General features: G+C 68.3%; 11 protein-coding genes. 3 read left to right on the top strand and 8 right to left on the bottom strand.

Annotated elements, in window-relative coordinates:
- Positions 1-26 precede the first annotated feature (26 nt).
- Together ACUDCK_RS01410 and ACUDCK_RS01405 are read right to left on the bottom strand one after the other, a co-directional pair.
- On the bottom strand, positions 27-746 hold the full coding sequence (locus ACUDCK_RS01410; RefSeq protein ID WP_217481217.1) for a fimbrial biogenesis chaperone: 720 nt from the start codon (positions 744-746) through the stop codon (positions 27-29).
- A gap of 29 nt (positions 747-775) precedes the next feature.
- Positions 776-1,291 carry a Csu type fimbrial protein gene (locus tag ACUDCK_RS01405; protein WP_064527227.1) on the bottom strand — a complete coding sequence of 172 codons (516 nt, stop codon included), beginning with the start codon at positions 1,289-1,291 and terminating at the stop codon, positions 776-778.
- A 509-nt stretch (positions 1,292-1,800) separates the two neighbouring features.
- On the opposite strand from ACUDCK_RS01405, the gene ACUDCK_RS01400 reads away from it, so the two are divergent.
- Complete coding sequence (locus ACUDCK_RS01400; protein WP_054503667.1) at positions 1,801-3,210, top strand: MFS transporter; 1,410 nt, start codon at positions 1,801-1,803, stop codon at positions 3,208-3,210.
- Between the two features lie 143 nt (positions 3,211-3,353).
- Positions 3,354-4,976, top strand: a complete 1,623-nt coding sequence (locus ACUDCK_RS01395; RefSeq protein ID WP_054503668.1) for a methyl-accepting chemotaxis protein — start codon at positions 3,354-3,356, stop codon at positions 4,974-4,976.
- Positions 4,977-5,016: 40 nt separating this feature from the next.
- Here ACUDCK_RS01395 and hutI read toward each other — a convergent pair whose 3' ends face one another.
- From hutI to hutC, 6 genes are all read right to left on the bottom strand, one after another.
- Positions 5,017-6,234: an imidazolonepropionase gene (hutI, locus tag ACUDCK_RS01390; protein ID WP_064527225.1), complete on the bottom strand. Its 1,218-nt coding sequence runs from the start codon at positions 6,232-6,234 to the stop codon at positions 5,017-5,019.
- 28 nt (positions 6,235-6,262) lie between these two features.
- Positions 6,263-7,792: a histidine ammonia-lyase gene (gene hutH, locus ACUDCK_RS01385; protein WP_054503670.1), complete on the bottom strand. Its 1,530-nt coding sequence runs from the start codon at positions 7,790-7,792 to the stop codon at positions 6,263-6,265.
- Positions 7,793-7,821: 29 nt separating this feature from the next.
- Positions 7,822-9,252: a purine-cytosine permease family protein gene (locus ACUDCK_RS01380; protein WP_054503671.1), complete on the bottom strand. Its 1,431-nt coding sequence runs from the start codon at positions 9,250-9,252 to the stop codon at positions 7,822-7,824.
- A 66-nt stretch (positions 9,253-9,318) separates the two neighbouring features.
- A complete protein-coding gene (hutU, locus tag ACUDCK_RS01375) occupies positions 9,319-11,010 on the bottom strand; it encodes a urocanate hydratase (RefSeq protein ID WP_410546377.1) in 1,692 nt (563 codons plus the stop codon).
- Between the two features lie 140 nt (positions 11,011-11,150).
- Positions 11,151-11,753, bottom strand: a complete 603-nt coding sequence (locus ACUDCK_RS01370) for a HutD/Ves family protein (protein ID WP_175167249.1) — start codon at positions 11,751-11,753, stop codon at positions 11,151-11,153.
- Complete coding sequence (gene hutC, locus ACUDCK_RS01365; RefSeq protein ID WP_175167250.1) at positions 11,750-12,493, bottom strand: histidine utilization repressor; 744 nt, start codon at positions 12,491-12,493, stop codon at positions 11,750-11,752. Before hutC ends, ACUDCK_RS01370 begins: the two co-directional genes overlap by 4 nt.
- A gap of 133 nt (positions 12,494-12,626) precedes the next feature.
- Between hutC and ACUDCK_RS01360 the strand changes: the two genes are divergently transcribed.
- Entirely contained in the window at positions 12,627-12,917 is a 291-nt protein-coding gene (locus tag ACUDCK_RS01360; RefSeq protein WP_006392430.1) for a metal/formaldehyde-sensitive transcriptional repressor, read from the top strand.
- Positions 12,918-12,939: the final 22 nt, after the last annotated feature.

Genomic DNA, 12,939 nt, shown 5'->3' with positions numbered 1-12,939 from the left:
AAAAGGGCGGCGCGGGACGCAATCAGTCAGTCGACTCGCGGCGTGACGGTGACGGTGCTGCCGTTCACCATGGCCCGGATCCTGATCTGGCCGGCCGCGTCCTGTTTGGCGGGAAAGCGCCAGAGCCGCTCGCGGCGGGCCAGCGCATATCCCAGCAGGCCGTCCACTTTCGCCAGCGGCGCGTCGGCGCCGGACAGCAGTTGCAGCGACGCCACCTGCGCATAACGGGTGCCGGAGTTGTCGAGCCGCAGCACCCATTCCTTGCCCTGGCGCGACAGGTGCCAGGCCAGCTCGGGCACCGGCTCGGGCGTGGCGCCGGCCACGAAGACCGGCACGGAGTAGCGCATGCGCAGCACCACGCCATTGACCATTGGCGTGGACGGATCGGGAATCTCGTCGATCACCAGCCGGTAACTCTGTTCCAGCGCCGCCAGTTCCTTGCCGGCACGCACCAGACGCACCAGTTGTTCACCTTTGGGCGGCACCTGGATGATCGGCGGGCTGGCCAGGATCTCCTGCGTCGGCGTCAGCACGTCTTCACCCTGCGCCTGGTCCCAGGCGTAGACGCGCACCTGGCCGTAGACGGGCGTCACGCCCGGATTGCGCAGCATGATGCCGGTGGCGCTCTGCTGCGGCTGCAAGTCCACCAGCACGGGCGATATCTGCAGCGTCGCCGCCCGCGCCGGCACGGCCAGGACGCTCCAGGCGGAAACCGCGCCGACCAGTATGCGGAAGATACGCCCCACGAATGGGCGGCCCGCGAATGGGCGGCCCACTAGAAATACACCGTCGCGGTCACGGTCGAGGAATAGGTATCGGGCGCCGGCGTACTCTGCACGGGCACCGTGCCGTTCACGGTGAGCGCCTGCGATGAGCCATTGCCGACGCCGCCGACGCGATCGCTGGAGCCGGTATCGCCCCAGACCACCGTCTGGTTGGGCGCGGGCTGGTACAACTGATATCGCACCGTGCTGGCGGTATTGCCCGTCGCGGTCCCGTTCATATAACGGGTGGCGAAGGTGGATCCCGAACCGGTCCCGGCACTCAGGCCGACGGTATAGGGCGTGGTATTGGTGCAGGTCACGTTGACCGTGGTATTTCCCGTGACCGCGGTGGTGAGCAGGCCGTGACTGCCGAAGCTCAGGTTATTCGCGGCGATGGTGCAATTGGCGGTAATGGTCAGCGTCACCGTCATGTTGGCCGTGGTCTGAGCCAGCGCCGCCTGGGGCAGGGCGCCGGCCGCCGCAAGCGTCAAAGTCAGAGTCGTCGCGCACAAGGACAAGCGTTTCATGAATCACTCCCACGAAATACTGCTGCACTGTCAGACCTGCATAACAACCATGGTACGGCGAATAAAGTGGCCGGGCACAATTTGGTTAAATTCAAACTCGCATCGCTTACCACTTCTCACCAGACGGATTAAGAATCCCGGACAACGAATTGAATTATCTCTATGAAAACACGATTAATCCGGGATGGGATATTTTGTTGTAATTCAGCACACAGGACAATTTCAATTAGTAACCGGCGTTCCCAGAAACGAGAGAAATCCCGGCCGCGGGATTATTCGTTGATGATTATTCCGACGCCGCCGCGTGACCGCCCGGTCGCATTAATGCCGAGCGGCCGATAATCACCGCGCGTCCGCCATTGCGCGTGCCGTCCCGGCGCGCTGGCCGCCCCGGGCGCCCACGGCACGGCCACGTCCGCCCGGCTGACGAAGCGTTGAATCGACATGTCGCACTAGAATCAACGCTCGCCCACAGCCCTCGGCCCCGGCGTTTCGCCGCGCGTCTCCTCATGTTCTCCTTCTCAAGCAACACCATCCATCCGGCGGGCCGCGGCCTGCCCGCGTCCGAACGCCTGGGCGCGCTGCTGGCCGTCATGCTGGCGGTCTGCATGGCCAGCCTCGACACCGCCATCGCCAACACCGCGCTGCCCACCATCGCTCGCGACCTGCAGGCCAGCGACGCGGGTTCCATCTGGGTCATCAGCGGCTACCAACTGGCGATGGTCGCGGGCCTCTTGCCGGCGGCGGCGCTGGGCGAGATCCTGGGACACCGGCGCGTCTACATGGTCGGCATCGTGGTGTTCACCCTGGCCTCGCTGGCCTGTGGGCTGGCGCCCTCCCTGCCGGTGCTGGTGGCGGCCCGCATCCTGCAGGGCCTGGGCGCGGCCGGCGTCATGAGCGTGAACGCGGCCTTGCTGCGCTTCATCTATCCGGCCCCGGTGCTCGGCCGCGGCATGGGCCTGAACGCGATGGTGGTGGGCCTGTCGTTCGCCGCAGGGCCGACCGCGGCCTCCACCATCCTGCTGCTGGGGTCATGGCACTGGCTGTTCCTGATCAACGTGCCGATCGGCCTGCTGGCGGTGGCGCTGGGCCTGCGCGGCCTGCCCCTGACCACGCGCGCGCCGCACGGCTTCGACGGCCTGGCCGCGGCGCTGTGCGCCATGACGCTGGGGCTGTTCGTGCTCGGCTCGAACGAACTGGCGCATAGCGCGCCGTGGCCGCGCGTCACCCTGGAATGGGGCCTGGCGGCGGCCAGCCTGTGGCTGCTGATGCGGCGCCAGGCCGGCCACCCGGCGCCGATCCTGGCGGTGGACCTGTTGCGCCGACCGCTGTTCGCACTGTCCGCCGCCACCGCGGTGTGCGCGTTCGCGGCGCAGGCGCTGGCGTTCGTGTCGCTGCCGTTCCTGTTCCAGACGGTGCTCGGCTACACCCAGGTGCATACCGGCTTTCTCATCACGCCGTGGCCGGTGGTGGTGGCGATCATGGCGCCCATCGCCGGGCGCATGTCCGACCGCTATCCGGCCGGCATGCTGGGCGGCGTGGGGCTGGCGCTCCTGGCCCTGGGCATGGCGTCGCTGGCGCTGCTGCCGGCCGCGCCCTCGGCCTGGGACATCTCTTGGCGCATGGCACTGTGCGGCGCCGGCTTCGGTTTCTTCCAGTCGCCCAACCTGCGCGCCATCATGACCTCCGCGCCGCCCTCGCGCGCGGGCGGGGCCAGCGGCATGATCGGCACGGTGAGGCTGCTGGGCCAGGCCACCGGCGCGGCGCTGGTGGCCGCCTGCTTCAACGTGTCAACCACCCACGGCGCCGTGATCGCGCTGTGGCTGGGCGGCCTGTGCGCCGCGCTGGCCAGCCTGGCAAGCTTCGCGCGGCTGCGCTTTGGCGCGATCGAGCCGGCCGAAACGCCCGCCACGCGATGAAAAGACGCTTTTATTGCGGTTAATGTCGTTATATATCGCTGACAGGCCGACACATACGTAAGATGTGCAACACGCGCTAAATATCAAAGGGGCCGGGCCGTTGTCCGGGGTGAGGCAGTCTCCTACCCCCAAGAAAGACGCGTATGACACAGTTCCTGAAAGACATCACCATCCGCCGCATGATCCTGAGCACGTTGCTCCTGATCAGTGTCCTGTTCGCCGGCCAGGCAGCCATCAGCGTGAACGGGTTGCGCCACGCCAGCGACGCCCTCGAAGCCAGCAACGACCTGCTGAACGAAGTTTCCTCGCTTTCCCTCATCAACGACCAGATCATGCGCGCCCGCCTGCGGCTGGCGCGGCAGCTTGAATACGCCCGCGACGGCCTGGCCGCGCCCGCCGCCGAAGAAGGCCGCGCGATCGACGCGGCGCTGGAGGAAGCCCGCAAGAACCAGCAGGCATTCCTGGAGTCGGCCAAGAACGATACGCCCGCGTCGATCCTCGACCCATTGCGCAACGACTTCGATGCGCTGGTCAATGGCGGCATCGCGGTGCAGCGCAACTTCCTGGCGCAGGACGACATCGAGAAGGCGCGCGCCCACGCCGCCGGACCGGTCGTCACCGCCAGCCGCGCCTTCGGCAAAAGCATCGAAAACTACCAGGCCTACGCCAGGCAGCGCCAGGAGGCCCTGATCGAACGGTCCATGACCGAGCGCCGCGAAGCGTTCGCGGGCATCGGCATCGTGCTGGGCGTCAGCCTGCTGCTGCTGGTGCTGGGCGACCGCTATGTCGTGCACTTCATGCAGCGGCCATTGAACGTGGTCAAGCGCCACTTCCAGCATATCGCCGCGGGCGACCTGACCGCGCCCATTGCCCCGTTTGGCAACAACTGCGTCGGCCAGTTGATCCCTTACCTGCAGGAAATGCAGGCCAGCCTGGTGCGGACGGTGCATTCGGTGCGCGACGGCGTGGCTGAAATCAACACCGGCTCCAGCGAGATCGCCGCCGGCAACCAGGACCTGTCCAGCCGCACCGAGCAACAGGCCGCCGCGCTCGAGGAAACCGCGGCCAGCATGGAACAGTTGCTGTCGACCGTCACCAGCAACGCCGACAACGCGCGCCAGGCCAACGCCATGGCCGCCGAGGCGTCGGAAGTGGCCCGCCGTGGCGGCGCCGCGGTGCAGAGCGCAGTCGCCACGATGCGAGAAATCGCGCAGGACTCGGGGCGCATCGAAGACATCGTCGGCGTGATCGACGGCATCGCCTTCCAGACCAACATCCTGGCGCTGAACGCGGCGGTCGAAGCCGCGCGCGCCGGCGAGCAGGGCAAGGGCTTCGCCGTGGTGGCGGGCGAAGTGCGCTCATTGGCGCAACGCAGCGCCAGCGCCGCCAAGGAAATCAAGCAGTTGCTGGGCGCCTCGGGCGCGACGGTGCAGGCCGGCGCGGCCCAGGTCGAGACCGCCGGCCGCACCATGGAGGAAATCCAGGCGGCGATCGAGCGGCTGACCACGCTGGTCGGCGACATCGCCAGCGCCTCGCACGAACAGGTCACCGGCATCGATCAGGTCAACACCGCGGTGACCCAGATGGACCAGGTGACGCAGCAGAACGCCGCGCTGGTCGAACAGGCCGCCGCCGCCGCGGCCTCGCTGGAATCGCAGGCGCAGCGCCTGCAGCATTCGGTCAGCACCTTCCGGCTGCCGGCTGGCCAGCAGGAATACGCGCCGCCGGCCCTGCCGGCGCGTGAGCGCCTGGCGCTGTCGGCCTGATCCGCGCGCGCGGCGCCGGCCGCGGACCGGCGCCGCCGCGTCAGTCCAGCGCGGTCGCGCAGACCGGCTCGCCGTGGCGGATGACCCGCTTGGGCAGTTCGCCGCCGATCCAGTACGCCAGCTCGGCCGGATGGGCGATGTCCCACGCCACGAAGTCGGCGACCTTGCCCGGCGCCAGCACGCCGTGGCTGGCCTGCAGGCCCAGCGCGCGCGCCGCGTGGACCGTAGCGCCGGCCAGCGCCTCCTGCGGCGTCAAGCGGAACAGGGTGCATGCCATGCTCAACATCAGCCGCAGAGACAACGCAGGCGAGGTGCCCGGGTTGAGGTCGCTGGAGATCGCGATCGGCACGCCGTGCCGACGCAGCAGGTCGATCGGCGGCAGTTGCGTTTCAAGCAGCGCGTAGAACGCGCCCGGCAACAGCACCGCCACCGTGCCGGCCGCCGCCATGGCGCGGACGTCGGCCTCGGTCAGGTATTCCAGATGGTCGGCGGACAATGCGCCGTAGCGCGCGGCCAGGCTGGCGCCGTGCAGCGACGACAATTGCTCGGCATGCAGCTTCACCGGCAGGCCCAACTGGGCCGCGGCCTGGAATACCCGCTCGACCTGCGCCGGCGAGAAGGCCAGGTGCTCGCAGAAAGCGTCCACCGCGTCCACCAGCCCTTCGGCCGCCAGCACCGGCAGCATGCGACGCGCGACCTCGTCGATATAGTCATCGGCGCGGCCGGCGAATTCAGGCGGCAGCGCATGCGCCGCCAGACAGGTGGCGCGCACCGTCAACGGCAGCGTCTGCCCCAGGTGGCGCGCCACCCGCAGCATCTTGCGCTCATTGGGCAGGTCCAGGCCGTAGCCGGACTTGATCTCCAGCGTGGTGACGCCATCGCGCAGCAGATGCAGCGCGCGTCGCCGAGCGCTGGCGTACAACTGCGCCTCGGTGGCGGCGCGGGTGGCGCGCACCGTGCTGGCGATGCCGCCGCCCTGGGCCGCGATCACCGCGTAGTCCATGCCCTGCAGGCGCTGTTCGAACTCCTGGCTGCGGTCGCCGCCGAACACCAGATGCGTGTGACAGTCGATCAGCCCCGGCGTCACCCAGGCGCCGCCCAGGTCGTGCTCGGCCGCCTCGTCGCCGCGCGGCAGGTCGGCTTCCGCGCCGACCCACTCGATGTGCTGGCCGCGCGTCACCAGCGCGGCGCGTTCGACGGCGGCGTATTCGCCGCCGGCCATCGTCGCCACGTGGCAGTTGCGCCAGATCTGTTTCATGCGCGTACTCCCCTTATCGTCGATGCGCTCAAAGGCTGGGCAACAGGCCAGCCGGCATCAGCGCGTTCAGGTGACGGCCAGCGATCAACCGACTGGCGGCCTCGATGTCGGGCGCGAAGAAGCGGTCCTTTTCGTAGTGCGCGACCTGCTCGCGCAGCAGGCCGCGGGCGCGTTCCAGCTTGGGAGAGGTCTTCAACCCGGCGCGGAAGTCCAGCCCCTGGCAGGCGCCCAGCCACTCGATCGCCAGGATGTCGCGCACGTTGTCGGCCATCGGCCAGAGCCGCTTGCCGGCATTCGGCGCCATCGACACGTGGTCTTCCTGGTTGGCCGAGGTCGGCAGGCTGTCGACGCTGGCAGGATGCGCCAGCGCCTTATTGTCGCTGGCCAGCGCGGCCGCCGTGACCTGCGCGATCATGAACCCCGAATTGACGCCGCCGTTGCTCACCAGGAACGGCGGCAGTTGCGACATGTGCTTGTCCATCATCAACGAAATGCGGCGCTCGGACAGCGCGCCGATCTCGGCCAGCGCCAGGGCCAGGTTGTCGGCCGCCAGCGCCACCGGCTCGGCATGGAAGTTGCCGCCCGACAGCACGTCGCCCTGTTCGGCGAACACCAGCGGGTTGTCGGACACGGCGTTGGCCTCGATCTGCAGCACCTGCGCCACGTGGCGGATCTGCGTCAGGCAGGCCCCCATCACCTGCGGCTGGCAGCGCAGCGAGTAGGGGTCCTGGACCTTGTCGCAGTCCACGTGCGAATGGCCGACCTCGCTGTCTTCGGTCAGCAGGTCGCGGTAGACGGCGGCCACGTCGATCTGGCCTGGCTGGCCGCGCGCTTCGTGGATGCGGGCGTCGAACGGCACGCGCGAGCCGAGCATCGCTTCCACGCTCAGGCTGCCGCAGACCAGGCCCGCGGCGAGCAGGTCCTCGGTCTCGAACAGGCCGCGCAGCGCGTAGGCCGTGGACACCTGGGTGCCGTTCAGCAGCGCCAGGCCCTCCTTGGCCGCCAGCGTCAGGGGCTCCAGTCCGGCGCGGGCCAGCGCCGCCCTGGCCGGCAGCCACTCGCCGTCGCAGCGGGCGCGGCTCTCGCCCAGCAAAAGCAGCGACATGTGCGCCAGCGGCGCCAGATCGCCGGAAGCGCCCACCGAGCCTTTCAGCGGGATATGCGGATACACGCCGGCATTGACCAGCGCGATCAGGCTGTCGATGACCTGGCGGCGGATGCCCGAGCGGCCGCGCGCCAGGCTGTTGATCTTGAGCACCATGATGAGCCGCACCATGGCGTCGTCGAGCGGCTCGCCCACCCCGGCGGCATGCGACAGCACCAGCGAGCTCTGCAGCGCCTGCAGGTCTTCGCGGGCGATCTTGGTCGAGGCCAGCAGGCCGAAGCCGGTGTTGATGCCATAGGCCGTGCGGCCTTCGGCAATGATGCGCTCGACGCAGGCGACGCTGGCGTCGATCTGGCCGTAGGCGGCCGGATCCAGCGTCACGCGGCCCGCTTGCTGGTACACCTGGCGCAGTTGCGCCAGCGTCAGGTGGCCAGGATTCAAGTGCAGATCCATTTCTTATTCTCCAGGACGGATATCCGATGTCATGCGATGTCGTGTCCGCGCAGGGTCGGGTGGGGCGCAGGCGTCTGCCCGCGGCGGGCGAACACGTAATAGAGCAGGCCTGGCACGATCAGCCCGATGATCCACGAGATGTCCACGCCGCCCAGGCGCGCGACCATCGGACCGGTGTAGAGCCTGGTCGAGATGAAGGGCATCTGCACCAGCACGCCCGCCACGTAGACCAGGATGCCGGGCCAGTTCCAGCGCCCGTAGCGGCCATCGGGATCCGACAGCGCGGCGACGTCGTAGCGCTCGCGGTTGATGAAATAGTAGTCAACCAGGTTGACGGCGCTCCAGGGCGTGAAGAAGGCCAGCAGGAACAGGATGAACGATTTGAACGCGTTCAGGAACGAATGCTGCCCCACCAGCGCCACACAGGTGGCCGCGCCGACGATCAACAGCACGAACACCAGCCGCTGGCGTCGCGAGATCTCCACATGGCCGCGAAAGCCGCTGATGATGGTGGCGATGCACATGAAGCTGCCGTAAGAGTTCAGCGTCGAGATGGTGACCTTGCCGAAGGCGATGCTGAAGTACAACAGCGCAGCGGTGGCGCCGGCGCCGCCCAGTCCGACGATGTAGGCCACTTCGCGGCCGGCGAACTGGCCCGCCGCCATGGCCGCCGCCAGCACGCCGAGCGTCATCGCGATCTGCGCGCCCGCGACCGAACCCAGGCCCACCGCCAGGAAGGTCCTGGACGACGAGGTGCGGCTGGGCAGGTAGCGCGAGTAATCCGCCACGTAGGGGCCATAGGCGATCTGCCACGAGGCCGCCAGCGACACCGCCAGCAGGAACGAGGTCCAGTTGAAATGGCGGATCTGCAGCAACTGGCCCACGTCGCCCAGCGTCATCACACGGCTGAACAGGTAGACGAACGCGATCAGCCCCAGCACGCTGGCCACGCGCCCGATCATGTGGATCGTGCGGTAACCGAACACCGTGACCAGCACGATGACGGCGGCGAACAGCAGGATGCCTGCGCTGTCGCTGACGCCCAGCAACTGGCCGATGGCCTGCCCCGACAGCACGGCGCCTGTAGCCGTGAACCCCAGATACATCAGGCACACCAGCACGATCGGGATGGCCGCGCCGTAGACGCCGAACTGCACGCGGCTGGAGATCATCTGCGGCAGGCCCAGCCTGGGCCCCTGGGCCGCGTGCAGCGCCATGACGGCGCCGCCGAAGACCTGGCCGATGAACAGCCCGACCAGCGACCAGAACACGTCCCCGCCTAGCACTACCGCCAGCGCGCCGGTGACGATGGCGGTGATCTGCAGATTGGCGCCCAGCCACAGCGTGAACTGACTGTAGAGCCTGCCATGGCGTTCGGCCTCCGGAATGAAGTCGATCGAGCGCCGCTCGATCAGCGCTCCGTCGTGCGCCCCATTGCGCGCCTCGCTGTCCTGCTCCATGCGTTGTCTCCTGGCGGGCGCCGCGCGGCGGAGCCCGGTTGTGGTGCCGTGGCCGCCGGCCCCGGATCAGCGTTGCGCGTTGACCATGGGCAGGTCCAGGCCCTGCTCGCGGGCGCAATCGGCCGCGGCCTCATAGCCCGCGTCGGCATGGCGCATCACCCCGGTGCCCGGATCGTTCGTGAGCACGCGCGCGATACGCTCGGCCGCCGCATCGGTGCCATCGCACACGATCACCATGCCGGCGTGCTGCGAGAAGCCCATGCCGACGCCGCCGCCGTGATGCAGCGACACCCAGGTGGCGCCCCCCGCGGTGTTCAGCAGCGCGTTGAGCAGCGGCCAGTCGGAAACCGCGTCGGAACCGTCGCGCATGGCCTCGGTTTCGCGGTTGGGACTGGCGACGGAGCCGGAATCCAGATGGTCGCGGCCGATCACCACCGGCGCCGACAGCTCGCCGCTGCGCACCATCTCATTGAATGCCAGGCCCAGCCTGGCGCGCTGTCCCAGGCCGACCCAGCAGATGCGCGCCGGCAGGCCCTGGAACCGGATGCGCTCGCGCGCCATGTCGAGCCAGCGGTGCAGGTGGGCGTCGTCGGGGATCAGTTCCTTGACCTTGGCGTCGGTCTTGTGGATGTCCTGCGGGTCGCCCGACAGCGCGGCCCAGCGGAACGGGCCAACGCCGCGGCAGAACAGCGGGCGGATGTAGGCGGGCACAAACCCCGGAAAATCGAAGGCGTTGGCGACGCCTTCTTCCATGGCCATCTGGCGGATGTTGTTGCCGTAGTCGAACGTCGGCACGCCCCGACGATGGAATGCCAGCATGGCCTGGACGTGCACCGCCATCGACTGCTTGGCGGCCTTGACCACGGCGGCGGGCTCGCGCCTGCCGCGCTCGCGGTATTCGGCCCAGGTCCAGCCGGCGGGCAGGTAACCATTGAGCGGATCGTGGGCGCTGGTCTGGTCGGTGACCATGTCCGGGCGCACGCCGCGCCGCACCAGCTCGGGCAATACCTCGGCGGCATTGCCGCACAGCGCCACCGACACGGCGCGACGCGCCTTGGTATAACGCGCGATGCGGGCCAGCGCGTCGTCCAGGTCGGCGGCCTGTTCGTCGACATAACGGGTGCGCAGGCGGAAGTCGATGCTGGCCTGCTGGCATTCGATCGTCAGCGAGCAGGCGCCGGCCAGCGTCGCCGCCAGCGGCTGCGCGCCGCCCATGCCGCCCAGGCCCGCGGTCAACACCCAGCGGCCGGCGAGCTTGCCGTCGTAATGCTGGCGCCCCGCCTCGACGAAGGTCTCGTAGGTGCCCTGCACGATGCCCTGGCTGCCGATGTAGATCCAACTGCCGGCGGTCATCTGCCCATACATGGCCAGGCCTTTGGCGTCGAGTTCGTTGAAATGCTCCCAGGTGGCCCAATGCGGCACCAGGTTGGAATTTGCGATCAACACGCGCGGCGCGTTGGCGTGGGTCTTGAACACGCCTACCGGCTTGCCCGACTGCACCAGCAGGGTCTCGTCGTCCTCCAGGCGCTTGAGCGTCTCGACGATCTTGTCGTAGCAATCCCAATCGCGCGCGGCGCGGCCGATGCCGCCATAGACCACCAGTTCCTTGGGATTCTCCGCGACGTCCGGATCGAGATTGTTCATCAGCATGCGCAACGGCGCCTCGGTCAGCCAGCTCTTGGCGGTGAGCTGGTTGCCGCGCGGCGCGCGGATCTCGACGTCGCGGTAACGGTTCGATTGTTCCAAGGCGGTCTCCATGATCGATGGCGCGGCGCGATGCGCGGCCTGCTGGCGGAATCATAGGATGCCTATGCTTGTATATACAAGCTGGTCGGACCCGGTTACCGATCAGGGATTTCCCGTACGACGCCGCGCTCGGCGGGCGTCGCACCCCGGCATCAGCCCTGGCGCGGCTGCAGCTCGATCAGGCAGGCGTCCAGCACCGTGGCCGATTCCAGGCGGTATTCGGCCAGCCCTTCCGCGCTCTCCAGGTGCAGGCAGTCGTAGCGCGCCGGCTCCGGCAGCACATGGCCGTCGCGCCGCGCCGTGAGCGCGTCGCCCGCATTGAACAGCAGCACGGTGGTGGCCGCGCTGTGGAAGGTCCAGTCGCGCGCGCCGCCAATCCATTGCAGCCGCGCGTGGTGGTGGCGCGGCGAATAGATCAGGTTGAAATCGCGGATGGGGCCGTCCAGCAGGCGGCAATCGACCCGCGCGTCGCCCGGGAAGGCGTAGGCCTGGCGCGCCCGCAATGGCGCCTGCGCGCGGCCGTCGACGGTCAGCGCGATGCCCGCGCCTTCCAGCACGGTAATGACGCGCTGCAACCCATTGAACGCGGAAAAGCCGCCGTCCTGGGCCACCTCGGCGATCGACAGGCGCCAGGTGAACGCGGCGCTGCTGCCTCCGGCGTTGCACGCCACCTCCTGCGTGGTGCCCCCGCCATTGCGCCATGGCATGCGGGGATAGTCCTGTGCGCGGTACAGGCGCACGTCTGGCGAAGTCATGTGGAGAATTTTCCTTCCAGGCGGTGGCGCGAGCCAGGGTGGATCAGGCGCGCCAGGGTGACGGCGCGCTCGCCCGACCAGGTGCGCCGGCGGATCAGCAGGCACGGCTCGCTGCGCTCGATCTGCAGCAACTGGCATTCGCGCGGTTTGGCGACGATGGCCTCGACCACGTGCTCGCCTTCGGTCAGCGGCGCCACGCGCGTCAGGTATTCATAGGGCGTGTGGCGAGTGAAATCCTGCTTGAGGTAGTCGGGCGCCAACCGCACGTTGACGTAGCGGTCTTCGAGCTGGATCGGCACGTCGTCCTCGAAGTGCACAATGAGCGAATGAAACACCGGCTGGCCTTCGCGGATGTCGAGCGCGGCGGCCTGCTCGCTGCCGGCCGCTTCCTCGAGCAGCCGCACCACGCGGCTGTGATGGCGATGGCCGCGGGCCACGATCTCGTCGGCGATGTTGTTGACCGCGAACAGCGCCGAGCGCGTCTTGGGCTGGGCCACGAACGTGCCCACGCCCTGCATGCGCACCAGCAGGCCCTCGGCCGTCAGCTCGCGCAGCGCGCGATTGATGGTCATGCGGGAATAGCCCAGCTCCTGCACCAGTTCGCTTTCCGACGGCACGCGGTAATGCGCCGGCCAGGCGCCGCTGCGGATCTGCTGGGCGATCATCTGCTTGAGTTGCGCATAGAGCGGCGCGGGCAGGGCATTGGCCTGGGCCGGCAGCCGGGGCGGATTGGAAGCCACGGAATATCCTGTGTCGTGCCGTTGGACGAAAACCGATTATAGGGGCCACTAGACATGTACAGACAGGCCGCCCGCATTGGACGCGGACGCCATGCCTGCGTATACTCCCCCCCTGTATCTACCGGAGCCCAGTGTGCCCCATTCCCCCGCAGAGAAAAAGCGCGTCACAACACGCCTGCGCCGCATCCAGGGCCAGGCGCTGGCGCTGGAGCGCGCCGTCAACGAAGGCACGGAATGCGGCGCGCTGCTGCAACAACTGGCCGCCCTGCGCGGCGCGGCCACCGGCCTGATGGCCGAAGTGCTCGAAAGCCATCTCCGGGAGACCTTCCTCCAATCCGCCCAGGGCGGACGGCCCGGCGCCACGATCGAACCCGAAGCGGAAATCGATCAGATCATGCGCATCGTCCGTTCCTATCTGAAATAACGCCATCGACATCGTGGAGCAA

The sequence above is a fragment of the Achromobacter sp. CF-sbj1-Ac2-l genome (assembly GCF_052698165.1).
This window is presented reverse-complemented; position numbering and strand designations above follow the sequence as displayed.